26 protein-coding genes and 1 riboswitch are annotated in these 25,021 nt (G+C 67.2%); of the genes, 7 read left to right on the top strand and 19 right to left on the bottom strand.

The annotated features are described in order from the left end of the window. Positions 1-30 precede the first annotated feature (30 nt). From ACFQ2S_RS04910 to ACFQ2S_RS04895, 4 genes are all read right to left on the bottom strand, one after another. A complete protein-coding gene (locus tag ACFQ2S_RS04910) occupies positions 31-366 on the bottom strand; it encodes a hypothetical protein (protein WP_386073190.1) in 336 nt (111 codons plus the stop codon). A gap of 104 nt (positions 367-470) precedes the next feature. Further along, positions 471-1,169: a ribulose-phosphate 3-epimerase gene (rpe, locus tag ACFQ2S_RS04905; RefSeq protein WP_386073188.1), complete on the bottom strand. Its 699-nt coding sequence runs from the start codon at positions 1,167-1,169 to the stop codon at positions 471-473. 355 nt (positions 1,170-1,524) lie between these two features. After that, positions 1,525-2,526, bottom strand: a complete 1,002-nt coding sequence (gene gap / locus ACFQ2S_RS04900; RefSeq protein WP_386073186.1) for a type I glyceraldehyde-3-phosphate dehydrogenase — start codon at positions 2,524-2,526, stop codon at positions 1,525-1,527. Between the two features lie 940 nt (positions 2,527-3,466). Beyond that, entirely contained in the window at positions 3,467-3,772 is a 306-nt protein-coding gene (locus ACFQ2S_RS04895) for a phasin family protein (RefSeq protein ID WP_176442740.1), read from the bottom strand. A gap of 190 nt (positions 3,773-3,962) precedes the next feature. Between ACFQ2S_RS04895 and ACFQ2S_RS04890 the strand changes: the two genes are divergently transcribed. The 4 genes from ACFQ2S_RS04890 (at position 3,963) to ACFQ2S_RS04875 (ending at position 8,596) form a co-directional block, all read left to right on the top strand. Continuing rightward, positions 3,963-6,569: a cation-translocating P-type ATPase gene (locus ACFQ2S_RS04890; RefSeq protein ID WP_386073184.1), complete on the top strand. Its 2,607-nt coding sequence runs from the start codon at positions 3,963-3,965 to the stop codon at positions 6,567-6,569. Positions 6,570-6,761: 192 nt separating this feature from the next. Continuing rightward, positions 6,762-7,385, top strand: a complete 624-nt coding sequence (locus ACFQ2S_RS04885) for a 50S ribosomal protein L25/general stress protein Ctc (protein ID WP_386073182.1) — start codon at positions 6,762-6,764, stop codon at positions 7,383-7,385. Positions 7,386-7,527: 142 nt separating this feature from the next. Further along, positions 7,528-7,887: a CidA/LrgA family protein gene (locus ACFQ2S_RS04880; protein ID WP_386073180.1), complete on the top strand. Its 360-nt coding sequence runs from the start codon at positions 7,528-7,530 to the stop codon at positions 7,885-7,887. Beyond that, positions 7,880-8,596, top strand: coding sequence for an LrgB family protein (locus ACFQ2S_RS04875; protein WP_386073178.1), 717 nt, complete (start codon positions 7,880-7,882; stop codon positions 8,594-8,596). The genes ACFQ2S_RS04880 and ACFQ2S_RS04875 overlap by 8 nt, the downstream gene beginning before the upstream one ends. On the opposite strand, the gene ACFQ2S_RS04870 is transcribed toward ACFQ2S_RS04875, so the two are convergent. After that, complete coding sequence (locus tag ACFQ2S_RS04870) at positions 8,593-8,913, bottom strand: antibiotic biosynthesis monooxygenase family protein (RefSeq protein WP_386073176.1); 321 nt, start codon at positions 8,911-8,913, stop codon at positions 8,593-8,595. The two genes, ACFQ2S_RS04875 and ACFQ2S_RS04870, sit on opposite strands and share 4 nt — an antisense overlap. A gap of 102 nt (positions 8,914-9,015) precedes the next feature. Here ACFQ2S_RS04870 and pth point away from each other — a divergent pair, with 102 nt between their 5' ends. Further along, on the top strand, positions 9,016-9,699 hold the full coding sequence (gene pth, locus ACFQ2S_RS04865; RefSeq protein ID WP_386073174.1) for an aminoacyl-tRNA hydrolase: 684 nt from the start codon (positions 9,016-9,018) through the stop codon (positions 9,697-9,699). A 93-nt stretch (positions 9,700-9,792) separates the two neighbouring features. Further along, positions 9,793-10,176 (top strand): DUF2237 family protein, encoded by a 384-nt coding sequence (locus ACFQ2S_RS04860; protein WP_089230912.1) that lies wholly within the window; start codon positions 9,793-9,795, stop codon positions 10,174-10,176. A 48-nt stretch (positions 10,177-10,224) separates the two neighbouring features. Here ACFQ2S_RS04860 and trpB read toward each other — a convergent pair whose 3' ends face one another. From trpB to aroA, 9 genes are all read right to left on the bottom strand, one after another. Beyond that, on the bottom strand, positions 10,225-11,457 hold the full coding sequence (trpB, locus tag ACFQ2S_RS04855) for a tryptophan synthase subunit beta (RefSeq protein WP_386073172.1): 1,233 nt from the start codon (positions 11,455-11,457) through the stop codon (positions 10,225-10,227). Between the two features lie 165 nt (positions 11,458-11,622). Then, positions 11,623-12,072, bottom strand: coding sequence for a GNAT family N-acetyltransferase (locus tag ACFQ2S_RS04850; protein WP_386073170.1), 450 nt, complete (start codon positions 12,070-12,072; stop codon positions 11,623-11,625). Continuing rightward, complete coding sequence (locus ACFQ2S_RS04845) at positions 12,069-12,713, bottom strand: phosphoribosylanthranilate isomerase (protein WP_386073168.1); 645 nt, start codon at positions 12,711-12,713, stop codon at positions 12,069-12,071. The genes ACFQ2S_RS04850 and ACFQ2S_RS04845 overlap by 4 nt, the downstream gene beginning before the upstream one ends. A gap of 7 nt (positions 12,714-12,720) precedes the next feature. Next, entirely contained in the window at positions 12,721-13,086 is a 366-nt protein-coding gene (locus ACFQ2S_RS04840) for a lipopolysaccharide assembly protein LapA domain-containing protein (RefSeq protein ID WP_089230908.1), read from the bottom strand. Positions 13,087-13,101: 15 nt separating this feature from the next. Next, positions 13,102-13,389: an integration host factor subunit beta gene (gene ihfB, locus ACFQ2S_RS04835; RefSeq protein WP_386073166.1), complete on the bottom strand. Its 288-nt coding sequence runs from the start codon at positions 13,387-13,389 to the stop codon at positions 13,102-13,104. A gap of 344 nt (positions 13,390-13,733) precedes the next feature. Beyond that, entirely contained in the window at positions 13,734-15,413 is a 1,680-nt protein-coding gene (gene rpsA, locus ACFQ2S_RS04830) for a 30S ribosomal protein S1 (protein WP_386073164.1), read from the bottom strand. Between the two features lie 270 nt (positions 15,414-15,683). Continuing rightward, a complete protein-coding gene (locus ACFQ2S_RS04825) occupies positions 15,684-16,694 on the bottom strand; it encodes an aldo/keto reductase (protein WP_386073162.1) in 1,011 nt (336 codons plus the stop codon). 35 nt (positions 16,695-16,729) lie between these two features. Further along, complete coding sequence (locus ACFQ2S_RS04820; RefSeq protein WP_386073160.1) at positions 16,730-17,365, bottom strand: (d)CMP kinase; 636 nt, start codon at positions 17,363-17,365, stop codon at positions 16,730-16,732. Between the two features lie 84 nt (positions 17,366-17,449). Further along, positions 17,450-18,802, bottom strand: coding sequence for a 3-phosphoshikimate 1-carboxyvinyltransferase (gene aroA, locus ACFQ2S_RS04815; protein WP_386073158.1), 1,353 nt, complete (start codon positions 18,800-18,802; stop codon positions 17,450-17,452). Positions 18,803-18,950: 148 nt separating this feature from the next. On the opposite strand from aroA, the gene ACFQ2S_RS04810 reads away from it, so the two are divergent. Then, positions 18,951-19,781 carry an aldo/keto reductase gene (locus ACFQ2S_RS04810; protein WP_386073156.1) on the top strand — a complete coding sequence of 277 codons (831 nt, stop codon included), beginning with the start codon at positions 18,951-18,953 and terminating at the stop codon, positions 19,779-19,781. Between the two features lie 16 nt (positions 19,782-19,797). On the opposite strand, the gene trmB is transcribed toward ACFQ2S_RS04810, so the two are convergent. The 5 genes from trmB to ybeY all read right to left on the bottom strand — a co-directional run bounded on the left by trmB (position 19,798) and on the right by ybeY (position 25,017). Next, positions 19,798-20,511 carry a tRNA (guanine(46)-N(7))-methyltransferase TrmB gene (gene trmB / locus ACFQ2S_RS04805; RefSeq protein WP_386073154.1) on the bottom strand — a complete coding sequence of 238 codons (714 nt, stop codon included), beginning with the start codon at positions 20,509-20,511 and terminating at the stop codon, positions 19,798-19,800. A gap of 244 nt (positions 20,512-20,755) precedes the next feature. Beyond that, positions 20,756-21,925, bottom strand: coding sequence for a methionine adenosyltransferase (metK, locus tag ACFQ2S_RS04800; RefSeq protein WP_386073152.1), 1,170 nt, complete (start codon positions 21,923-21,925; stop codon positions 20,756-20,758). Positions 21,926-21,928: 3 nt separating this feature from the next. Then, positions 21,929-21,977, bottom strand: a riboswitch (SAM-SAH riboswitch). A gap of 32 nt (positions 21,978-22,009) precedes the next feature. Further along, entirely contained in the window at positions 22,010-23,542 is a 1,533-nt protein-coding gene (gene lnt, locus ACFQ2S_RS04795; protein WP_386073150.1) for an apolipoprotein N-acyltransferase, read from the bottom strand. Positions 23,543-23,548: 6 nt separating this feature from the next. Next, positions 23,549-24,478: a transporter associated domain-containing protein gene (locus tag ACFQ2S_RS04790; RefSeq protein ID WP_386073148.1), complete on the bottom strand. Its 930-nt coding sequence runs from the start codon at positions 24,476-24,478 to the stop codon at positions 23,549-23,551. 38 nt (positions 24,479-24,516) lie between these two features. After that, positions 24,517-25,017 carry an rRNA maturation RNase YbeY gene (ybeY, locus tag ACFQ2S_RS04785; RefSeq protein ID WP_386073146.1) on the bottom strand — a complete coding sequence of 167 codons (501 nt, stop codon included), beginning with the start codon at positions 25,015-25,017 and terminating at the stop codon, positions 24,517-24,519. Between the last annotated feature and the right edge of the window lie 4 nt (positions 25,018-25,021).

The following is a 25,021-nucleotide window of genomic DNA, read 5'->3' as shown; positions in this document are numbered from 1 at the left end:
CGACACGCGCTCGCGCCTCCCGACGGGAAATCACGCCGTGTCGATCACCTTCCAATGCAGCATTTCCGTCTCGACCACCCGGCGCGCGAAGGGCGCCATGCCGGCTGGCCCAGACAACCTGTCCTTGAAATGGATGCACAGATCGGGCCGCCGGGAGGCGATAACCCCGACGAGGTCGCCCCGCACCGCATCGTCCAACCCCGCGCCGACAACCACGCTCCGAATGTTCGGCTCCGCCTCCAGCTGCGCGATCACCTCCTCGCGGCTGTGAGCGCCAAGCCACTGGATCGGCAGGTCCTCCAGCTCCCGCGCGACGGTGTTCACCACGTCCGGCAGACGCCCGACAAGAAGAACCACAGGTCTCATGTTTGCCTCCCTCACGTTCGCACATCGAGGGATCGCCGCCGTTCGCGGCGGTCCGCTCGAAGGATAGCACGATTCGCCCTCCCCGACCTTGACCGCGCCCCGGGTCAGGCGCCGGGCTGCGCCGCCTCGGCGGCTGCCCGGATCGCCCTGATGTTCTCGCCGTAGGGCGCCGGATTCTCGACGGACCCGCCCTCGAACACCGCCGACCCGGCCACCAGAACGTCCGCCCCGGCCTCCGCCATCAGCGGCGCGGTCTCGGGCGTGATGCCGCCGTCGATCTCGATATGGATCGGACGGTCGCCGATCATCTCCCGCAGGCGGCGCACCTTCTCCACCTGGGAATGGATGAACTTCTGACCGCCAAACCCTGGGTTCACCGTCATCACGCAGACTAGGTCGACCATGTCCAGCAGGTATTCCACGTCCTCGATGCCGGTCCCCGGGTTCAGCGCCAGCCCGGCCCTGCAGCCCGCAGCCCGGATCGCCTGCAGCGTGCGATGGATATGCGGTCCCGCCTCGAGATGGGCGGTGATCACGTCGCTGCCGGCCTCGGCGAAGGCGTCGATATAGGGATCGACCGGCGCGATCATCAGGTGCACGTCCATCACCGTTTTCACATGCGGGCGGATCGCCTTCACCAGCGGCGGGCCAAAGGTCAGGTTCGGCACGAAATGGCCGTCCATCACGTCCACATGGACCCAGTCGCAGCCCTGCGCCTCGATGGCCCGGATCTCCTGCCCGAAATTCGCGAAATCGGCCGACAGGATCGACGGCGCGATCTTGATGGAACGGTCGAAGGTCATTGCTGGTCTCCCTGTTGTCTCGAACGGCCCCCAAAGGGAGCGCTGCCGGCCTCGCCTCCCCTGCAAAAGGGCCGAGGCCCCCTGCCGGCATGGTCGGAAAACTCGATAGGCCCTGCGCTTCGGGAACGGAAGCCCCGCATTGGCGAAAATCGCGACGTCAGATCGCCCGCCGGCCAGCCGGCCCGAAACCGTGTCGCCCACGACGCCCACACCGGAACAGGAACGGCGCCCCCGGGAAAACCGGGAGCGCCGCATGTCGTTCAGCAAGGGTGGCGCCTCCTCCCGTTCCAAGCCGCGCAGGTCGTGAAACGCCGCGACCAGGTCAGGGAGCGGGAGGCGCCCTCCGGTCAGATCCTCAGATCAGTTTCCCCATCGCGACGGCGGTGTCGGCCATGCGGTTGGAGAAGCCCCATTCGTTGTCATACCAGGACAGGACAGAGCAGAGCGTGCCGTCCATGACCTTGGTCTGATCCATGTGGAAGATCGACGAATGCGGGTCGTGGTTGAAGTCGACGGAGACGTTCGGCAGCGTGGTGTAGCCCAGAACGCCCTTCATCGGGCCATCGGCCGCGGCCTTCACGGCGGCGTTGATCTCTTCCACGGAGGTCTCGCGCTTGGCGATGAACTTCAGGTCGACGACCGATACGTTCGGGGTCGGGACGCGGATGGCGAAACCGTCCAGCTTGCCGGCGAGGTCGGGCAGCACGAGGCCCACGGCCTTGGCGGCGCCGGTCGAGGTCGGGATCATCGACATCGCCGCGGCGCGGCCGCGGTAGAGGTCCTTGTGCAGCGTGTCCAGCGTCGGCTGGTCGCCGGTGTAGGAGTGGATCGTCGTCATCATGCCCTTCTCGATGCCGATGGCGTCGTTGATCGCCTTGGCAAACGGGGAGAGGCAGTTGGTGGTGCAGGAGGCGTTGGAGACGACGAGGTCCTCGGAGGTCAGCACGTCATCGTTGACGCCGAACACGACCGTCTTGTCGGCGCCGGCGCCGGGGGCGGAGATCAGAACGCGCTTGGAGCCGTTCTCAAGGTGCAGGGCGGCCTTGTCGCGGGCGGTGAAGATGCCGGTGCATTCCATCGCGATGTCGACGCCGTCCCAGGGCAGTTCCTTCGGATCGCGGATGGCGGTGACCTTGATCGGGCCGCGGCCGACGTCGATGGTGTCCTCGGTCGTGGTCACGGTGCCGGGGAAGCGGCCGTGCACGGAGTCGAAGCGGATGAGGTGTGCGTTGGTCTCGACCGGTCCCAGATCGTTGATCGCCACAACTTCAATATCGTCACGGCCGTTCTCGACGATCGCGCGAAGCACGTTGCGGCCGATCCGTCCGAAACCGTTGATGGCTACTTTCACTGTCATGGTCAGTTCCTCATTTCAGAGTAGGGACATTGCGGCATCGCCTACGGACTCGGCCGTATTGCCGAAATGCGGTAATGGTCCTTGCCGGGGACGAAGCCCCGAACGTGGTCATACCCACATAGGCACTGTTGTCACCCGGCAAATCCCCCCACCCCTGACGATTGTGCATGGCCGACCCCAGGTCCGTTATCGCCAGGCCGGCCGCCTGCGGTCCGGCAAAACTCGGCCTTCTGACGGCAGGGGCGTGACGGAAGCGGACCGGACTCAAGCCACCTCCTTCGCACCTGCAGCAACTCCGCAGCCCCCAATGCCACAACGATTTCCCGCCGTTTTCGCGGTTGCGCCAAGGGCCGCAGAACCCGACTTCCCGGCCCCTTCCAGCACCCGCCGACGATCCGGTTTTCAGGCTCCGGAAGCGCCCGAACGCGGCCGTTTTTCGCCTCTGAGAGGCCGAAACCGGCCGGGTTAGCGCTCGCACTGGCGGCAATGTGCCACGCCTCCCGAGCCCCGATCTGGCGCCCCAAACGGCCCTTGAACGGCCTCCCGATGGCGTCGGGCGCGGCGACCGGCCGGATCGTGAAGTGAGTCGGGCCGCCGGGGACACGCCCGGCACCTCCACGAGACATGAGCCAGGTGACTGGCAGACCCTACAAATTTGAAAACCTCGCCTCCGACGATCCAGCGCCCGACGTGCCGCAAGGCGCGCGCCATGGGGCAAATTGCCACCCGATCGGGTGGCGACTTCGTCAGCGCTACAGATCGCGAAAAACCGGCCAGTCCGCGGCGGGACCGGCAGACCGGCCTTCAGACTTGTCCCGAGCAAGGGAAACGCCGCCCCGCCATCGAAGGCAGGGCGGCGGCCAGGAGTGCGGTTCATTTCGGCGATAAGCGCGTGCCGCCCCTTTCGGGCCCTCCCCGACACACGCGCCGAAGGCAGCGATCAGCTGCCGCTCGAACGACCTGTCACCTCGTCCAGCGCCGCCCGGTTCATACGAACCAGTTTGCCCGTCTCGGCACTGTACTGTTCAAAGGCCGTCTTCAGATACCGCCCCTGGATCTCGCGAAATGCGACCGGGTCGCAGCATTGCAGGATCTCGCCCTGGAACCGGATCCCCTCCCGAATCCGGTCTGAGCTGAACTGCATCATTTCGTTGCCCATCTCCGTCATGCTGCGAACCCATACCGGGTTCATCCAGGCGAGCGCCCCCATACCGGCCCTCTGCCAGTCCGAAAGCAGTTCGGCCATGCGGTCTGCATTGGCCATGGTTGCGACCCCTGGAGCCTCGTTCATATCCCGCCCCTCCCCAAGCGCGATTCGTCCGTAGACACCTCGGAAACTGACGCCGGGTCAGTACAATGTCCTTGATTGAGGTCAATGTGCCGGTAAACAGGCCGTGCTTTGCCGGTCGGGCGCACCGGCAGGAGGGGGTCAAGCCATGCACGCCACCGACCGCCCGACGGGGCTGACCTCGGACGAGGTGGAGCGACGTCGCGCCGAACACGGTTGGAACACCCTGCCCGAGCAGAAACCGACCTCGCCCTGGGCCGTGCTCGCGCGCCAGTTCACCTCCGTCCTCGTGCTGATCCTGATCGTCGCCGCCGGCGTCGCGCTGTTTCTCGGAGAGACGGTGGACGCCATTGCGATCGGGCTGGTGGTGGCTCTGAACGGCGTGCTCGGCTTCGTGCAGGAATGGCGCGCAGAGACGGCGATCCAGGCGCTGCGCTCCATGCTCTCGCCGATGACCCGCGTGGTGCGCGACGGGCGCGAGCAGCCTGTCGAGGCCCGGACCCTGGTGCCGGGCGACCTCGTTGTGCTCGACGCGGGCGACAACGTCCCCGCCGACCTTGGCCTCGTCACGGCACTGAACCTGAGGATCGACGAGAGCGTCCTTACGGGCGAATCCTTACCGATCGAGAAACGCGCAGGTCGAAAGGCCGCGGCACCCGCGGACGACACGGCCACCCGCGCCTTCATGGGCACCTCCGTTGCCGCGGGCCGCGCCGAGGGGCTGGTGACGGCCATCGGCGGCGCCACCGAGTTCGGTCGGATCGCCGGGCTGACCGGCGAGGCGGAGCAACTTCCGACGACGCTCCAGATCGGTATCGGACGGCTGGCGCGCCAGCTCGGCGTGGCCGCGGTCGGGATCGCCGCCGCCGTCGCCGTGGTCGGTGTGCTGACCGGGCGGGCGCCGATAGAGATGGTCCTGACGGGGCTCTCGCTGGCCGTGGCGATGGTGCCCGAGGGGCTGCCGGCCGTGGTGACCATCACGCTGGCGCTCGGGGCCTCCGCGATGGTGCGGCAGAAGGCGCTGGCGCGGCGGCTCCAGGCGGTGGAGACGCTCGGCGCCGCCTCGGTGATCTGCACCGACAAGACCGGCACCCTGACCGAGAACAAGATGACAGCCACCCGGGTCTGGACCCCGGCGGGCAGCTACGAGGTCACCGGCACGGGCTATGACCCCGCAGGCCGCATCGAAAGCCAGGACGGCCCGGTCCGCGGCAACGACGATCCGCTACTAGGCGCACTTCTCGAAACCGCGATCACCTGCAACCACGCCCATGTCGACCACACCGGCGACGGCTGGGAGATGACCGGCGATCCAACCGAGGGCGCGCTTGTCACGCTTGCGATGAAGGGTTGGATCGCGCCTCCCGCCCCCGCCACCATCCGCGGCGAAATCCCGTTCGACAGCGAGCGCAAGCGCATGTCGGTGATCGCCGAAGGGCCGCATGGCGGGGTGCTGCATGTGAAGGGCGCGCCGGAACAGGTGCTCGAGGTCTGCACGAGCCTCGTCGCAGCGGAGGGGCTGCAACCACTGGGGCTGGCGAGCCGCCGCCTGATCCGCAACGCCTACGAGACCATGGCAGCCGAAGGGCTGAGGGTCATCGCGCTTGCCCGCGCCGGAACCGAACCGGGCGCTGTCCATGCCGAGGAGCGGGAGCTGACGTTCCTCGGCCTCGTGGGCCTGATCGACCCGCCCCGCCCGGAAGTGCGCGACGCCATCGCCGGTGCCCGTCGGGCCGGTATCCGGGTGATCATGATCACCGGCGACAGCCCTCTGACCGCCACCGCCATCGCCCGCGAACTGGACCTGCCGGCCAGCCACGCCATTACCGGCGCGGAACTCGAGAGGATGAGCGACGAGGCGCTCGACACCGCGCTGCAGGGCGAGGTGATCTTTGCCCGCACCGCGCCCGCCAACAAGATGCGGATCATTCGCACCCTGCAGGCACGCAACCAGGTCGTGGCGATGACAGGCGACGGGGTGAATGACGCCCCGGCGCTGGAGCAGGCGGATATCGGCATCTCGATGGGCCAGCGCGGAACCGACGTGGCCAAGGGCGCCTCGGACCTGGTGCTGCTCGACGACAATTTCGCCACCATCGTCCGGGCGATCCGCGAGGGACGGCGCCAGTTCGACAACGTGAAAAAGTTCGTGCGCTACCTGCTTGCCTCCAACGCCGGCGAGGTCATCGCGATCCTCGCCAACCTGCTCATCGGCGGGCCGCTCATCTTCCTCGCAACGCAGATCCTGTGGATGAACCTGATCACCGACGGCGTCACCGCCATCGCGCTCGGGCTGGAAAAGGCCGAGCCTGGCCAGATGAAGCGCCCGCCCCGCGACAAGGGCGAGCCGATCCTCGACCGGGCGGGGCTGCTCCTGTTGGTGCTGTTCGGCCTCTATACCGGCGGGGCTAGCCTGTGGATCTTCTACACGATGCTGCCGCAGGGAGAGGTGCTGGCCCGCACCGCCGCCTTTACAGCGATGGTCCTGTTCGAGAAGAGCAGCGTCTTCGCCTTCCGGTCGCTCCGCGATCCCTGCTGGCGGATCGGCTGGTTCTCCAACCCGCTCCTGCTCGTCGCCATCGTGTCGATGGTGGGCCTGCAACTAGCGGCGATCTACTGGCCGCCGCTGCAGACGTTGCTGCGCACCGAGGCGCTGTCGCTCGCACACTGGCTGATGATCGGCGCACTGACGCTGCCGTTGATCATCGTGCCGGAACTGGTCGCGACCGTCACCCTGCGGAAACGGACGGCCTGATCCGGCCGTCTGGTTCGCAGGTCGGCATTTCCAGCGGGTGGGCGATCGAGGATCAGCGCGCCCGCAAACGCCGCCGCCCCCGGGCGAGGGCCGATTCCCCCTTCCCATCAAGGCGAATCGCGCCTATACGGCACGCTTCGACACACTTGGGCATACACCCTTGGAGGATGCCCGCAACTCAGGAGAATACCAATGGCTGGTGAGATTCCCGATCTTCACGCCGAGGTACGTACGGGGACAGGCAAGGGGGCCGCTCGTCAAGCTCGTCGTGAGGGCCTCGTGCCCGGGATCATCTATGGCGGCGGCGAAGAGCCGGTTGCCATCAACATCCCCTTCAACAAGCTGCGGCAGCACCTTAAGGCAGGCCGCTTCCTGTCGACCCTCTTCAACATGAAGGTCGAGGGCCTGGAAGATGTCCGCGTGATCTGCCGCGGCGTTCAGCGCGACGTGGTGAAGGACCTGCCGACCCATGTCGACTTCATGCGTCTGCGCCGCACCTCGAAGGTCAACCTGTTCATCCCCGTCGAGTTCACCGACGAAGCCAAGAGCCCCGGCCTCAAGCGCGGCGGCGTGCTGACCGTGGTGCGTCCGGAGATCGAACTGGTGGTGACCGCCGGCGACATCCCCGAGAAGGTGGAGATCTCGCTCGAAGGTCTCGACATCAACGACCACGTCTCGATCTCGATGGTGAAACTGCCGGAAGGCGCCAAGCCGACCATCGACCGCGACTTCAACATCGCCTCGATCTCGGCCCCGTCGGGCCTGCGCTCTGGCGGCGACGAGGAAGAAGACGCCGAGGAAGCCGTCGAGGAATGATCGACGCCACCGGGATCGCGCCAGTCGCCGATCCCACGGCAATCGAACGGAACGGGGCTCCGCAGGCTATTCGCCAGCGGGGCCCCTTTCCTTTAAAGCCGGCCGCACCGGCCATGGACCTGACCGCAGACGAGGCTCCGACATGCTCAATTACCTGACGCTGATCTTTCTGTGCCAGTTGCTTGGAGAAATCGGTGTCGGGCTGCTCGACCTTCCGATCCCCGGGCCGGTGCTGGGCATGGTCCTGCTGTTCCTGTTTCTACTGGTGCGGGGCCGGGTGCCGGCCCCCCTCGGCGAGGTCGCCGGTGGCCTGCAAGGCGCGATGTCGCTCCTGTTCGTCCCCGCTGGTGCCGGCGTGATCCTGCATTTCGAACTCCTCGGCACGGCCCTCGCCCCACTGGGCGCCGCACTGGTGGTCAGCACGCTGCTTACGATCGCGGTCACCGGCCTGCTGATGCAGTGGCTCGGGCGGAGCGACGAGACGGAGGCAAGCGATGACTAACCTCCAGGAAACCTGGGTCTATCTCAGCGCCTCTCCCCTCTTTCACCTGACGCTCACTCTGGTCGCCTTCCAGGCCGCGTCCTGGGTTTTTATCAAGGGCGGCCGCAATCCCCTGCTCAACCCGGTGCTCGGCGCGGTGATCCTCGTGGTCGTCGTTCTCAAGACCACCGGAACCGACTACGCGACCTATTTCGAGGGCGCGCAATTCGTGCACTTCCTGCTTGGCCCGGCAACGGTTTCACTCGCGGTCCCGCTTTACCGGCAGTGGCACCGGGTCCGCGCCTCGGCGCTGGCGATCACGGTCAGCCTGCTCTGCGGCTCGCTCACCGCCATCGCTTCGGCCATCGGCATCGCCTGGGCGCTCGGCGGCACGTCGGAAGTGCTGGCCTCGCTCGCCCCGAAATCCGTCACCGCGCCGGTCGCAATGGCCATCGCCGAAGAACTCGGCGGCCTGCCCTCCCTGACCGCCGTGCTTGTGATCGTAACCGGCATCTTCGGCGCCATGTTTGGCCCGTTGTTGCTGACGCTCCTGCGGGTGCGCAACTGGGGCGCCCGCGGGCTGGCGATGGGCACGGCAAGCCATGGCATCGGCACGGCCCGGGCGCTGCAGGTCAACGAGACGGCCGGCGCTTTCTCCGGCCTCGCGATGGGGCTCAACGCCCTGGCCACCGCGCTGCTGCTGCCGATCCTCTGGGGGCTCTTTTCCTAGAGCCCCTCGCCGATCGCCTGAACGGATTCGAAGATCTCCAGGTCCGGCGGCCCGAAGTAGATGTCGCGCGTTCCCCCTGCCCCGGCATGGGCCTTGCGGAAGGCTTCGGACTTCGTCCAGTCGGTAAAGGCCTGCTCGCTCTCCCACATCGTGTGCGAGGCGTAGAGCCGATAGCCCTCCCGCTCCGGCCCCTTCATCAGGTGGAAGGCCACGAACCCGGGCACCTCCGGCAACTGGCTCTCGCGGCCCTTCCAGACCTGCTCGAACTCCTCCTCGCAGCCCGGCTTCACCTTGAACCGGTTCATCGTCAGGTACATGGCACTCTCCTGCTGTCGCCGCCGGGACCACGGGCTGGCAATCCGCGGCAGTTCACGGCATGACAAGGGCAACGTCAACCGGATCGCAACAGGACGCTCGCCTTGCAACTCTTCGTCGGACTCGGCAACCCGGGCGCGAAATACGCCCAGAACCGCCACAACATCGGATTCATGGCGGTGGACCGGATCGCCGAAGATCACGGTTTCGGGCCCTGGCGCAGCAAGTTCCAGGGCCAGCTTTCGGAGGGCCGGCTGGGGTCGGACAGAGTCCTGCTGCTCAAGCCCGAGACCTTCATGAACCGTTCCGGCCAGTCCGTCGGCGAGGCGATGCGCTTCTTCAAGCTCGAGCCCGGCGACGTGACCGTCTTTCATGATGAACTCGACCTCGCCCCCGGCAAGGTGCGGGTCAAGCAGGGCGGCGGCCATGCCGGACACAACGGGCTGCGCTCGATCCATGGCACGATCGGGCCGGAGTATCGGCGTGTGCGGCTAGGCATCGGCCATCCGGGCCATAAGGACGCGGTGGCGGGCTACGTGCTGCGCGACTTCGCCAAGGCCGAGGCGGGCTGGCTCGACGACCTGCTGCGCGGCATCGGAGACGGCGCGCCCGCGTTGGCCGACGATGATTCAGCGAAGTTCCTCAACGCCATCGCCCTGCGCGTGAACCCGCCCCGTTCCTCCCCCACCAAACCCGATACCGCAGACGCGCTAGCGCCCGAACCCGAAGAGACGCCAGAAGAAGCACCGCGCAGCCCCCTGCAGCGCCTTGTGGACAAGTTTCGCTAAAACAGGCCCCCGCCGGCGGACCTTTCGCCGCAAGCCCCTCGACAGGGCGGGACACCCGGCTATCCTGCAGTAGGAGCCAGTCGCGAGGCCCGCATGAAAAAAGATCCGTCCATCAACGTCCTCGGCAGCGCCCTGCAGCCGTGCTCGACCGATCCGCTGACCGGCTTCTTCCGCGACGGGGCATGCAACAGCTGCGCCGAGGACCGCGGCAGCCACACGGTCTGTGCGATCATGACGGCCGAGTTCCTGGCCTATTCGAAATACGTCGGAAATGACCTCTCCACGCCGCGGCCCGAGTTCCGCTTCCCCGGCCTGAAGCCCGGAGATCGCTGGTGCCTCTGCGCGGGGAGATTCCTGCAGGCGCACGACGAGGGCTGCGCTCCGAGGGTGAACCTTGCCGCCACCCACCGTCGCGCGCTCGAAACCGTTCCGCTGGAGATCCTCTACGAACACGCGGTGCCGGAAACGGAAGAGTGAGCCCCGGGCCCGGCGCGGTCGCGTCAGGCCCGGTGGACGGGATGCCGCCTAGTCGGAATCACTCATGTCGAAGCCCAGGGCGCGCGCGACCGTGAAGATATCCTTGTCGCCCCGCCCGCACATGTTCATGCAAATGATGTGATCCTTCGGCAGCTCCGGGGCGATCTTCATCACATGGGCCAGCGCGTGGGACGGCTCCAGCGCGGGGATGATCCCCTCCTGCTGGCAGCAGAGCTGGAAGGCGGCCAGCGCCTCGTTATCGGTGATCGAGACATATTCCGCGCGGCCCGTGTCATGCAGCCAAGAATGCTCCGGTCCGATCCCGGGATAGTCGAGCCCGGCCGAGATCGAGTGACCCTCGAGGATCTGCCCGTCCTCGTCCTGCAGCAGGTAGGTCCGGTTGCCATGCAGCACGCCGGGCCGCCCGCCGGTGAGCGAGGCGCAATGCTCCATCTTCTCGTTCACGCCCTTGCCGCCGGCCTCGACGCCGATGATCTTCACGTCCTTGTCGTCGAGGAACGGGTGGAACAGCCCCATCGCGTTGGAGCCGCCGCCGATGCAGGCGATGATCGTGTCGGGCAGGCGCCCTTCGCGCTCCAGCATCTGCGCCTTGGCTTCCTTGCCGATGATCGACTGGAAGTCGCGCACCATCGCCGGATAGGGGTGCGGCCCGGCCACCGTGCCGATGCAGTAGAAGGTGTCGCGCACATTGGTCACCCAATCGCGCAGCGCGTCGTTCATCGCGTCCTTCAGCGTGCCCCGGCCGCTCGTCACCGGAACGACCTCGGCGCCCAGCAGCCGCATGCGGAAGACGTTCGGTGCCTGCCGCTTCACGTCGGTCGCGCCCATGTAGACCACACATTTCAGGCCGAACTTGGCGCAGACGGTGGCGGTGGCCACGCCGTGCTGGCCGGCGCCGGTCTCCGCGATGATCCGTGTCTTGCCCATGCGCCGCGCCAGCAACAGCTGGCCGAGCACGTTGTTGATCTTGTGCGCCCCGGTGTGGTTGAGCTCGTCCCGCTTCATGTAGATCTTTGCGCCGCCCAGATGCGCGGTCAGGCGATCGGCAAAGTAGAGCGGCGACGGCCGGCCTACGTAGTGCTTCCACAGGTCGTCCATCTCCGCCCAGAAGCTCTCGTCGGTCTTGGCGTGCTCGTATTGCGCCTCGAGCTCCAGGATCAGCGGCATCAACGTTTCCGACACGAACCGTCCGCCGAACTTGCCGAAGCGCCCCTTCTCGTCGGGCACGTTCATGAACGAATTGATCAGATCCTCGGGCATCGCCATCCTCATTGCTTGCGCGCCGCCCTGCCGGACAGCCTGGCGATCCTATACCGGCACCGAAGGGGCGAAAACCACCCCCGCTTCTTCTGTCCGGAAATATCCCCGCCGGAGGCACGATTTTTCGTACGAAAAATCGTCCGTCGCGACACATTCCGCCGCGCCTCAGTCCAGGCTCTTCTTGAAACCGACATGCGAGGCGACGTAGCCGAGCCCCTCGTAGAACGCGTGCGCCCGCGTTCGGGCACTGTTCGTGGTGAGCTGCATCAATCCGCATCCTGCGTCCCGCGCCCGGCGCTCCGCATCGGCGAACATCTCCGCACCGATCCCCTGGCCCCGTGCCTGCGACGCCACCCGGACGCTCTCGATCTGGGCACGCCGCGTCGCCTTGAGAGACAGGCCGGTGATAATGGTCAGCTGGTAGGTCGCAACCACTTCCCCCGCGCGTTCGCCCACGATGAGCCGGTTGCCGCTCTCGGCCTGCATCGCTTCGAACGCCGCGACATAGGGCGCCAGATCGCAGCTCTCCCGCCCCTGTCCAAGCGCGTCATCCGCCAGCATGGCGACGATTGCCGGGACGTCCTCGCGCCGCGCCTCGCGCCACATGAGGTTCATGCCTGCGCCGCGTCGATGAAGGCCCCGATCCTGGGCGCGTCCTTGACACCGGGCGCGCTTTCCACACCGGAGGACACGTCGACCTGCCGCGCTCCGGTCAACCGGATCGCCTCGGACACGTTCTCCGGCGTCAGCCCGCCGGCGAGCATCCAGGGCACCGGCCAGCGGCGGCCGGCGATCAAGCGCCAGTCGAAGGCCAGCCCGTTGCCGCCTGGCAGCTCCGCGCCCGTTGGCGGCTTGGCATCGACCAGAAGCTGATCCGCCACCCGGCCGTAGTCCACCAGCGCCGGCAGATCCGCCTCGGTCGCGACGCCAATCGCCTTCATCACCGGCAAGCCGTAGCGGGCGCGCAGTTCGGCCACCCGCTCGGGGCTTTCCGCTCCGTGAAGCTGCAGCATGTCGAGCGGCACCGTCTCTACGATCGGGTCCAGTTCCGCGTCACTGGCATTGACGGTCAACGCGACCTTAGCCAGCCCCACCGGCGCCTCGAGCGCCAAGGCGCGGGCCGTCTCGATGTCCAGATGGCGCGGGGATTTCGCGAAGAACACGAAGCCGGCATAGGCGGCCCCGGCCTTGGCGACGGCCTGCACGTCCTGCGGCCGTGTCAGGCCACAGATCTTGACCCTGATGTCGGACGGCATGGCGCGATCAGCTGGCCTTGCGGGTTGCGGCGTCGTCCAGGATGGCGAGGACCTCGTCCTTGCCCTGGTTGGTCTCGACCTTCAGGCGCGAAACTTCGCGGTTGAGCGACTTGACCTGCTTCTGACGCTTGGCGACCTCCGCCCGGTGCTTGCTCTCGCGGATCCACTCCAGCACGTAGCCGAGCAGCAGCCCCACGGCCACGCCGCCGAGCACCACCACGAAGAGCGGCAGATCGATCGAGTAGTTCCAGGCGGCCAGATCGGCAAGGCCGGTCGGCAGCACGGTCAGCGTGACCAGCTGGCGATTGGCCATCGCGCCGATCACGAGGGCGACGAGGATCAGGGCAACAAACAGGTAACGGATGTAACGCATCGCGGGTCGAACCTCTCAGGTCTCCAGTCCATTCAACCGGTCGCGCAGCAGCTTCCCGGTTTTGAAGAAGGGGACGTGCTTCTCGTCCACATCGACCGCTTCGCCGGTGCGCGGGTTTCGTCCCGTCCTCGCATCCCTCTTCTTCACGGAAAAGGCGCCGAAACCGCGCAGTTCGACCCTGTCGCCCTGCGCCATGGCACCGATGATTTCCTCGAAGACCGTGTTCACGATACGCTCGACATCCCGTTGATAGAGGTGAGGGTTCTCCTCCGCGAGGATCTGTATGAGTTCCGATCGGATCATGTTTCTCCCCCTCTTTCGACAAAAAGCCGTCGGCCCCGCCAGCCGTCCCGCTTCTCCGGACTATACGGGCATTTTTCGGAGCGCGGAACGGAAAAGGCAGGGTCGAGCGCCAGAATCTGCCGACTAAAGCTAGGAAATCAGGCGAGAAATCTCGCGATCGCCCGGTGCTCCGGCGGTTCGCCGGAACTTCAGTGGCCCGGCTTGCATCGTTCCGGGGACGAAAATGGCCTCGATTCGCACGCATGAACGACGTTCTGGAGCATGTGGTCCGCCCCGAGAAACGGAAAGCCCCCCGCGACGGGCGCGGGGGGCTCTTTGGTCTCTGCGAAGGTCTCGCGAAGGCGTCAGTCGTCGCCCTTGAGCGCGGCACCGAGGATATCACCCAGCGACGCACCCGAATCGGAGGAGCCGAACTGCTCGACCGCTTCGCGCTCTTCGGCGATCTCGCGCGCCTTGATCGACAGGCCCAGACGACGGGTCTTGCTGTCGATGTTGGTCACGCGCACGTCCACGTGGTCGCCCACCTGGAAGCGCTCGGGACGCTGTTCGCCACGGTCGCGGCTGAGATCGGAGCGGCGGATGAAGGACTTCATGCCCTCGTATTCCACCTCGATGCCGCCGTCCTCGATCGCGGTGACCGTTACGGTGATGACCGAGCCGCGCTTCACGCCGCCAACGGCTTCCGCGAACTTGTCGCCGCCTAGGGCCTTGATGGAGAGCGAGATGCGCTCCTTCTCGACGTCCACCTCGGTGACCACGGCCTGAACCACGTCACCCTTGCGATACTGCTGGATAGCCTCTTCGCCGCGCTGGTCCCAGCTGAGGTCGGAGAGGTGCACCATGCCGTCGATCTCGCCTTCGAGGCCGATGAACAGACCGAATTCGGTGATGTTCTTGACCTCGCCCTCGACCACGGTCCCTTCCGGGTGGGTCTCGGCGAAGACATCCCACGGGTTGCGCATCGTCTGCTTGAGGCCGAGCGACACGCGACGCTTCGCGGTGTCGATCTCGAGCACCATGACTTCCACTTCCTGGGAGGTGGAGACGATCTTGCCCGGGTGGACGTTCTTCTTGGTCCAGGACATCTCGGAGACGTGCACCAGGCCCTCGACGCCCGGCTCCAGCTCGACGAACGCACCGTAGTCGGTGATGTTCGTGACACGGCCGGTGTGAACCGACTCGAGCGGGAACTTGGCTTCGACGGAATCCCACGGATCGGCCTGCAGCTGCTTCATGCCGAGGCTGATGCGGTGGGTATCCTTGTTGATCTTGATGACCTGGACCTTGATGGTCTCGCCGATCGACAGGATCTCCGAGGGGTGGTTCACACGGCGCCAGGCCATGTCGGTCACGTGCAGCAGGCCATCGACGCCGCCGAGGTCGACGAATGCGCCGTACTCGGTGATGTTCTTGACAACGCCGTCAACCGCATCGCCTTCGGTCAGCTTGCCGATCACCTCGGCGCGCTGCTCGGCGCGGGACTCTTCGAGAATCGCACGACGCGAGACAACGATGTTGCCACGGCGACGGTCCATCTTGAGGATCTGGAACGGCTGCTTGAGACCCATGAGCGGGCCGGCATCGCGCACGGGGCGCACATCGACCTGCGAGCCGGGCAGGAAGGCCACGGCGCCGCCGAGATCGACGGTGAAGCCACCCTTGACGCGGCCGAAGATCGCGCCCTCGACGCGGGCTTCGTCGGCGTAGGCCTTCTCCAGACGGTCCCAGGCTTCCTCGCGGCGGGCCTTGTCACGGCTGATTACGGCTTCGCCACGGGCATTCTCGACGCGGTCGAGGAACACCTCGACCTCGTCGCCAACAGCGATCTCGGGCGCTTCGCCGGGGTTTGCGAATTCCTTGAGGTCGACGCGGCCTTCCATCTTGTAGCCGACGTCGATGATGGCCTGACCGGCCTCGACCGCGATCACGCGGCCTTTGACAACGCTGCCCTCGGCCGGCGTGTCGATCTCGAAGCTTTCTTGAAGGAGGGCTTCGAATTCCTCCATGGATGCATTAGCGGACATTCAGTCGGTTTTCCTTACATTTCGCTTTTACTGGCCGAGCGGTTGTCTCCGCCGGTCTTTGGATTGGTCCGAAAGGCGCCCCTCTTACGAGAGCCGGGAAAGACAATCAGGGCCGGAGGTTTCCCCGACCCTGCCCGTATCCCGACGTTGACCGCCTTTTGTGTGACAGCGCGCTCTATACGCGGTTCCGGACCATGAAACAAGAGTGTGGCGCCGGTTGGACGTGAGGCCCATGCCGAGACGGTTTCCGCAACGGCAATTTGTGCCGTATCAGCAGTAGCGCTCCGGCCCCTGCCACTGGGCGGCGTTGTACCGGTCCCCGTGGCACCACCCGACCGGAAGGGCCGCCTCGATCCGGGCCACGTCCTCCGGAGATAGGGTCAGGCGCGCTCCGGTGAGCAGTTCCCCGAAATGGGCCACCGACCGCGTGCCCGGAATCGCGATCACATGCTCGCCCCGCGACAGCACCCACGCGATGGCGAGCGACGCCGCCGGCTGGCCCATCTCGGCGGCCAGCGCGCGGAACGGCCCGGTCGCGGCCAGGTTGGCGGCCAGGTTGGGCGCCATGAACCGCGGGTTTCCAGAGAGGAACGGCAAGGCCGCCACGCGCTCGGCGGTGGGCGGCGTGTCGGTCAGCAGGCCACGCCCGACCGGGCAGAAGGCCACCAGTGCGGTGCCCAGCTCGGCGCAGGCCTGGACAAGTCCGAGCTCCGGCGAGCGTGTGGAGAGGGAGTATTCCGATTGCACCGCCGCAACCGGATGGACCGCCGCCGCCCGCCGGAGTGAGCTGGGCGCGATTTCGGAGAAGCCGAAAGCGCGGGTCTTGCCGGCCTTGACCAGCCCCGCGAGCGTCTCTGTCACCTCCTCGATCGGGATCTCGGGGTCCCGGCGGTGCACATAGAACAGGTCGACGCAATCGGTGCCGAGCCGGGCGAGGCTGGAGTCCAGTTCCTCGGCAAGGTAGCCGGCCGAATTGTCGAAACGGTTCGCGCCGGCACCGAGCTGGCCGCTGCGCAGAATGCCGGCCTTGGTCGCGATGTGGAAATGCTCGCGCGCGGAGGCGCCGCGGGCCTTGAGGAAACGACCGATGGTGGCTTCCGAAAGACCACCCCCATAGACGTTCGCCGTGTCCAGATGGGTGACGCTCTGCTCCATCGCGACGTCGAGAATGGCGTGGGAGGCGGTCTCGTCGGTCGGCCCATAGAAATCTGAGAAAGACATTGCGCCGATCCCGAGCGCAGACACCTGCGGCCCGTCCGGGCCCATCCTGCGAAGCTGCATTCTCGTCTCCTGTCTGGTGTGTCGCCCGCGCCGGGTCAGGACACGGCGCTCTGGCCGGTCCTGCGAAGTGCGTCGCCGACCACAGCAAGCGCCGTCTCGACGGCGGTCTCGATGGTCATGGTGCTGGTGTCGATGCGCACCGCATCCGGCGCGGCGGTGAGCGGCGCGGTGGCGCGGGCCGCGTCGCGGCGGTCGCGCTCGGCCAGATCCGCCGCAACCGCCGCCAGCGTCACCGCATGGCCCTTGCCGGAGAGTTCCCTGAATCGGCGCTCCGCCCGCACCACATCGGAAGCGGTGACAAAGAGCTTCACGTCGGCATCGGGGCAGATCACCGTGCCGATGTCGCGACCATCGAGAACCGCACCGCCCATGCGCCTGGCGAAGGCGCGCTGGAAATCCACCAGGGCGGCGCGCACCTCTGGCATCGCGGCCACGCGGCTCGCCGCCTGGGCGACATCGGGCGCGCGCAGCGCATCGGCGTCGGCAACCTCGGCCGCCGTCAGCGCCTCGGCCGCCTCAAGCGGGTCCATGCCCTGAAGCGTCCGCCGACCGACCGCGCGATAGAGCAGCCCGGTGTCCAGATACCGGTAGCCCAGCCGCTCCGCGAGCGCCCGGGCGATGGTGCCCTTGCCGGATGCCGCGGGCCCGTCGATGGCAATGGTCAGACTCATTGCGCCCTCCCTCCTGTCCGGATTCCGTCCAGCGGTCTTAACGCAGGAACCGCTGCGGGTGAAGGCGGCTGTGCCGCCGGTGGCTCAGGCGTTCGGGCGCAACAGCGTTGCGCCGAGCTCCCGCATCAGGGCCTCGAAGATCGGAAAGGAGGTGGCGATGGGCCCCGCGTCGTCGACGCTCACGGGCTGTTTCGCGGCCATCCCGCAGATCAGGAAAGACATCGCGATCCGGTGGTCGAGCCGCGCCGCCGCCGTCGCCCCGCCAAGCACGCCCCCCGCACCAAGGCCGTGGACGGTGAAGCTGTCCTCGGTCTCGTCGACCTCGACACCACAGGCGCGCAGCCCCACGGCCATCGCGTCGATCCGGTCGCTTTCCTTCACTCGCAGTTCGTGGACGCCGGGCATGTAAGTGCTGCCCTCGGCGAAAGAGGCGACGACCGACAGGATCGGGTATTCGTCGATCATCGAGGGCGCGCGCTCGGCCGGAACCTCGATGCCCTTCATGTCGGGCGAGAAGCGGGCCCGCAGATCGGCCACCGGCTCGCCGCCCTCCTCGCGCTCGTTCTCGTAGCTCAGGTCGGCCCCCATCTCGCGCAGCGTGGTGAACAGCCCCGCGCGCGTCGGGTTGAGCCCGATGTTGGGCACCAGCACGTCCGATCCGGGCACGATCAGCGCAGCGCAGACGGGGAAGGCCGCCGAGGACGGGTCGCGCGGCACCGCGATGGTCTGGGGCTTCAGCTCCGGCCGGCCGGTCAGGGTGATCCGGTAGCCCTCGCCGGTCTGCTCGGTCACCACCTCGGCGCCGAACCCGCGCAGCATCCGCTCGGTGTGGTCGCGGGTGGCAGAGCGCTCGGTCACCACCGTCTTTCCCGGCGCGTTGAGCCCGGCCAGCAGCACCGCCGACTTGACCTGCGCAGAGGCCATCGGCGTCACGTAGTCGACCGGGACCGGGTCCGCCGCGCCGACGATCGTCATCGGAAGCTTGCCGCCGTCGCGCCCAACTGCCCTCGCCCCGAAGAGCGCCAGCGGATCGGTGACCCGCCCCATCGGGCGGGAGCGCAGGCTGGCGTCGCCGGTGAAGGTCGCGGTGATCGGCGTGGTGGCCATGGCCCCCATAACCAGCCGCACGCCGGTGCCGGAATTGCCGCAGTCGATCACGTCCTCCGGCTCGGCAAAGCCGCCAACGCCGACACCGTTTATCGACCAGTCTCCCTCACCATGCCGGGTCACCTCGGCGCCGAAGGCGGCCATCGCCTTGGCGGTGTCGAGCACGTCCTGCCCTTCGAGCAGCCCGGTCACCCGCGTCTCGCCCACCGCGAGCGCGCCGAGGATGAGCGAGCGGTGCGAGATGGACTTGTCGCCCGGCACATGCGCGATGCCCTTCAACGGGCCGCCGGCGCGGGCTGTCATCTTCTGGGCGGGTCCGTGTGACGACATGCGCGGCTTCCTCCTGTGTCGGGCCTTTGTCCGGATGCCGGTTACCGCAGCGCGCCGCCAGCGTCCAGCGACCGCCGGGGGTTTTGCATCCCGGCCGGGATCGCGTTAGCCAGTGCCAAGATCCGCGTCATGCATCGAGGAGCCCCCCATGACCGATGTTCCCACCCTCCCCCTCAACGACGGCCATTCGATCCCGCAGCTCGGCTTCGGCATTTGGCAGTTGCCGGCCGGCACCGCCACCGACACCATCCGCAGCGCGCTGGAGGTCGGATACCGGCTGATCGACGGCGCCTATATCTACGGCAACGAGGCCGAACTCGGCGAGGGACTGCGCAGCTCCGGCGTCCCGCGCGAGGAGGTCTTCATCACCACCAAGGTCTGGAACCGCGACCAGGGCCGGGCGGCGACCCGCGCCTCGGTGGAACGCAGCCTCGCCTCCATCGGGGTCGAGCAGCTCGATCTCGTGCTGATCCACTGGCCGGTGCCGAGTCGCGATCTCTATGTCGAGACCTGGCAGGCGCTGATCGAGATGCGCGACGAGGGGCTTATGCGTTCCATCGGCGTGTCGAACTTCAATGCCCAACATCTGGAGCGCATCATCGCCGAAACCGGCGTCGTGCCCGCGCTGAACCAGATCGAGGTGAACCCGAAACTGCAGCAGCCCGAGCTGCGGGCGGTGAACGCAAGGCACGGCATCGTGACCCAGGCCTGGACACCGCTCGGCAACGCCCGCTCCTTCGAGGACGCGCCCATTACCGAGGCCGCCGCACGCACCGGGAAGAGCCCGGCTCAGGTCGTTTTGCGCTGGCACATCCAGCTCGGCAACGCGGTGATCCCGCGCTCCGAAAAGCCTTCGCGCCAGGCCGAGAACCTCGACGTCTTCGATTTCGATCTGACCCCGGCCGAGATGGAGGCGATCGCCGGGCTCGACATCGGCCTGCGCTGCGGGCCGGACCCGTCGGTCTTCCGCCTGCTCTGAGCGGCCTGCCTGCGGGTCAGTCCCGCAGGAAGGTCAGGTAATGCGGCACCCGGCCCTCGCGCAGCGCCTTCTGCTCGTAACGGGTGGAGATCCAGTCATCCCAGGGCTCGCGCCAGTCGGCCGGGCCCTCCGCCGTCCAACGAAACCCGTGGCGAGGCACCTGCTCCAGAGTCTGGCGAACGTAGTCGGGGATGTCGGTGGCCACCCGCAGCTGGGCGCCGGGCTTTAGCACCCGCGCCAGCGGCGACAGGTGCTCGGGCGTGACGAAACGGCGCCGGTGGTGCCGCTTCTTCGGCCAGGGGTCGGGATAAAGCAGGAAGGCGCGCGAGATCGACGCCTCGGGCAGCACGTCGAACATATCGCGGGCGTCGCCGGGATGGACGGCGATGTTCTCCGCCCCCGCGGCCCGGATCTTGCCGAGCAGCATCGCGACGCCGTTGATGAAGGGCTCGCAGCCGATGATCCCGGCCTGCGGATGGGTCACGGCCTGGTGGACCATGTGCTCGCCGCCGCCGAATCCGATCTCCAGCCAGACATCGCGCTCACCGAACAGGCCGGCGAGGTCGAGCGGCCGGCGCTCGGGGTTGGACTCCCAGTCGACGGGGCCGGGCGACAGCTCCGCCAGGTCTTCCTCGAGATAGGTCTGCTGGCTCGGGCGCAGGGTCTTGCCATGGCGCCGGCCATAGAAATTGCGCCACGGGGCGCCGTTGGGGCTGTTCTTCGGGGTCATGGGCGCTGCCTTTGTCAAAGGCCATGGCCGCGGTCAAGCGGCGAACTGCCGGAGCGGGGCGCGACCGCCGCGCGCGAAAGCGCGCGGCCCGGCCCAACCGGATGAGCCCCCGGCAGGGGGTGAAGACGGGCGGGAGCCCGCCGGTGCCAGTCAAGACGCTTGGGGAGCGGGGAAACGGGGGCTGTCTGCCCCCGCGCCTCCCGAGGAATTTCCAGGACAGACCACGCCGCGGCCGGTATCGGCTTCACGCGATTGCCTTCTTCAGAGCCTCCGCCAGGTCGGTGCGCTCCCAGCTGAAACCGCCGTCGGCATCCGGGGCGCGGCCGAAATGGCCGTAGGCCGAGGTACGCTCGTAGATCGGCTTGTTGAGGTCGAGATGGGTGCGGATACCGAGCGGCGTGAGGTCCATCACCTGGGCGACCGCACGCTCGATCGCCACCTCGTCGACGAGGCCGGTGTCGTAGGTATCGACATAGATCGACAGCGGCTTGGCGACGCCGATGGCATAGCTGAGCTGGATACAGCAACGTTCGGCGAGGCCTGCGGCAACAACGTTCTTGGCGAGGTACCGCGCGGCATAGGCGGCCGAACGGTCGACCTTGGTCGGATCCTTGCCGGAGAAGGCACCGCCGCCGTGCGGGGACGCACCGCCATAGGTGTCCACGATGATCTTGCGACCGGTCAGACCGGCATCGCCATCCGGCCCGCCGATCACGAAGGTCCCGGTCGGGTTCACCCACCATTCGGTCTTGTCGGAAATCCACTCCGCCGGGAGAACCTCGCGGATGTAAGGCTCCACGATGGCGCGGATGTCGGCCGAGGACTGGCTCTCGTCGGCGTGCTGGGTCGACAGCACGATGGAGGTCACCTCGACAGGCTTGCCGCCTTCATAGCGGATCGACAGCTGCGATTTCGCATCCGGGCGCAGCAGCGGCTCGGCGCCGCTCTTGCGGGCCTCCGAGAGGCGGCGGAGGATCGCATGGGCGTACTGGATCGGAGCGGGCATCAGCTCGGGCGTCTCGTTGACGGCATAGCCGAACATGATCCCCTGGTCGCCGGCGCCGTCGCGGTCCACGCCCTGGGCGATATGGGCCGATTGCTCGTGCAGGAAGTTGAGCACCCGGCAGGTGTTCCAGTGGAACTGATCCTGCTCGTAGCCGATGTCCTTGATGCAGTCGCGGGCGATCTGGCCGATGCTGCCCATGAACGTCTTGAGACGTTCCTCGTCCGACAGGCCGACCTCGCCGCCAATGACCACCATCCCACTGGTGGCAAAGGTCTCGCAGGCGACGCGGGCGTTGGGTTCTTCGGTCAGGAATGCATCGAGAACGGCGTCCGAGATCCGGTCGCAGACCTTGTCGGGGTGCCCCTCGGAAACCGATTCCGAGGTAAAGGTGTAATTCTGTCGGGACATGGGTGCTCCATTGAGGTTACGCCGCCACGCCAGGAAGCCGTTGTGACGGACTGACGTAACCCATATTCCCGCGGCGAGACGCGGTCAACTGATGCCGCGACGCCGTCCGATCGCCGCGATTCCGAGGGCCAGCGCCAGCACCACCCCGAACACCGGCAGATCCCCGAACCGCGCATACGGCGTCGGCGCAAGGGCCGCCGGCAGCCGCGCATCGACGAAGCCAGAGGTCTCCAGCGGAAGCTGTGCGATCGGGCGGCCGTAGGGATCGAAGGCGGCCGAGACGCCGGTGTTGGCGGCCCGGACCAGCGGCACCCCCTGCTCCACCGCCCGCAACCGCGCCAGCGCGAGGTGCTGGTAGGGGCCGGAGACGCGGCCGAACCAGGCGTCGTTGGTGATCTGGACGATCCAGTCCGCCCGGCCCGGAGCACGGGCGATGTCGTTGGGAAAGATCGCCTCGTAGCAGATCAGCGGCAGAACCTGCCCCATCGCGCCAAGGTCGAGGATCTGGGGACCGGGGCCGCTGGCATAGCCGCCGAGATTGGCTGCGAGCCCGTAGATTCCGAGCCGCCCGAGCAGGTCGGAGAAGGGCACGTATTCGCCGAAAGGCACCAGGTGGTGCTTGTCGTAGAGCGCCTGCATCTGCCCGTCCGCCCCCACCACGGCGAGCGAGTTGAACCAGCGGCCCAGCTGGTCCTGCCGTTGGACGCCCATGATCGTCATGGCGCCCGCGGCAGCGGTCGCCGTGCGGTCGAAGGCGGATTGCGCGTTGTGCAGCAGGTAGGGGAGCGCGGTTTCCGGCCAGATCACGACGTCGGGCCGCGGCGCGCCGTCAAGCGGCTCCGCCTCGGTCAGATCGATGAGCCGCTCGAAGAAGACGGGCACCATCTCGGCGGACCATTTCAGGTGTTGCGCGGCGTTGGGTTGCACCAGCCGAACCGTTGCCGGCGGCTCGCGCAGCTCGGCCGGCCCGGCCGGCACCCGCAGCTTGCCGTAGACCCCGGGCAGGGCGAGGAGCGCAATGCCGGCCAGCGCTCCGACCAGCGCCCGCCGTGCGCCGAACAGCACCGGCATCGCAGCCGCGACGAGCGTCAGAAGGGTCAGACCGTGGGCGCCTGCGATCGCGGCGAACTGCATCTGCGGCCAGCCGATCCAGATGTGCCCGACGAGCGCCCAGGGAAAGCCGGTGAAGATCACCGAGCGAAGCCCCTCCGCCGCGGTCAAAGCCAGAACGGCCCAGGCCGCCCGCCCGCGCTGCCCCGCGCCCAGCCGCGCCGCGAGACCGATGGCCAGAGCCCAGAACAGCGCCAGCCCCCCGGCCATGAAGAACAGCGCGAAGGGCGCCATCCAGCCGTGGCGCGCGACGTCCACGAGGAAGGGTTCGACGATCCAGAACAGGGAGGCCGCGAAATACCCGGTGCCGAACGCCCAGCCGCGCCATGCCGCCACCCGCCACCGGGACGGGACGGACAGGAGACAGAGCGACACGGCGAAGGCGGCGAGCGAGATCCAGGCCCATCCGAGAGGGGCCTGTCCCACTGCCGCCAGCGCACCAAGGCCAAGGCACAGCGCGATCCCCGAGCGGCGGCTCTCCACCGCCCGTGTGATTGCGGCCGCCATCGGAGCCTACTCGGCTGCGGCGGTGGATGTGGTGCTCAATGCCACGCCGGGAAGCCGGACGCGCAGGCGCTTGATGCGCCTCGGGTCGGCATCGACAACCTCGAACTGGGCGCCGGACGCGTGCGGGATCACCTCGCCGCGCGCAGGAACCCTGCCGGTCTCCATGAAGACCAGGCCGCCCAGGGTGTCCACTTCTTCCTCGTCCTCCTCCTCGACCAGCTTCATGCCGATCTCGGATTCGAACTCCTCTAGCGGCGCGCGGGCAGAGGCGAGGTAGCAACCGGGCTTTTCCTCGACCCAGTAATCCTCTTCCTCGACGTCGTGTTCGTCCTCGATCTCGCCGATAACCTGCTCAATCAGGTCCTCGATCGTCACCAGCCCGTCAACCCCGCCATATTCGTCGATCACCAGCGCCATGTGACGCCGATCCGTCTGCATCTTCTGGAGCAGAACACCGATTGGCATGGAGGGCGGCGCGAAGATAAGCGGGCGCAGCATCTGATGAAGGTCGAATCCTTCGCCACCATTGCCGTTGAACCCGTAACGCAACGCGATGTCCTTGAGGTGGACGAGGCCGAGCGGCTTGTCGAGCGTGCCGTCATAAACGGGCAGGCGCGTGTTGCCGCTTTCGCGAAACACCTCGATCAGCTCGCCGAGTTCGATATCGACCGGAACCGAAGTGATCTCGACACGCGGGATCGCAACATCCTCCACGCGCATCTGGCGCAGGTTCGCCATGCCGCGGCGATGTCCGCCGGAGGCTGTGGCCACGCCCGTGTTCGGGGTCGTGCCGTCCTGTTCGTCAGCGGGGTCGTCCTCCGACCCTGCTTCGGTGAAAAGATCCGCAATCCGGCCAAAAAAGCCACGTTGCGAGGATATGTCTGTCTCCTGCGCGCTTTGCGCTGCGCTAGAAGCCCCGTCGGGTGTATCGCCCATCGTCCCTTTCCAAACATGCCGGTACCGCCGGCGGGACCCTAATACGGGTCCGGAAAACCAAGGTCAGCAAGTATCTCAACCTCGAGCCGTTCCATCAAGACGGCATCTTCGTCGCAGATGTGATCGTACCCCAGTAAATGCAAGATCCCGTGAACAATCAGGTGCGTCACGTGGGCTTGTAGTGGCTTTTCCGCCAATTCCGCTTCGCGACAGCAGGTTTCCCAGGCCAGCGCAATATCGCCGAGAAAGGCCGGTTCGCCGGGAAAATCCGCCTCAGGACCCTCCGGCTGCCCGCCCGGTGTGTCGGGGGACAGGTCCTCCGCCGGCCACGACAGCACATTTGTCGCCGCTTCCTTGGCCCTGAACTCGGCGTTGAGGACAGCGATTCGCCTGTCGTCGGTCGCCAGCATGGCGCATTGGCAGTCTTCGGGCAGGCCGAGGTGACGCAGGGTGGCGGCCATGGCGCGTTCGGCAAGCGCTTCGAGACCGATGCCCTCCCAGGCCGGCGCCTCGATCACCACGTCGACGGTGTCGCTCATGCTG

Source organism: Tropicimonas aquimaris (assembly GCF_042676185.1).
Classification (GTDB): domain Bacteria; phylum Pseudomonadota; class Alphaproteobacteria; order Rhodobacterales; family Rhodobacteraceae; genus Tropicimonas; species Tropicimonas aquimaris.
Note: the sequence above shows the minus strand (reverse complement) of the source record. Positions and strands in the feature narration are given on the sequence as shown.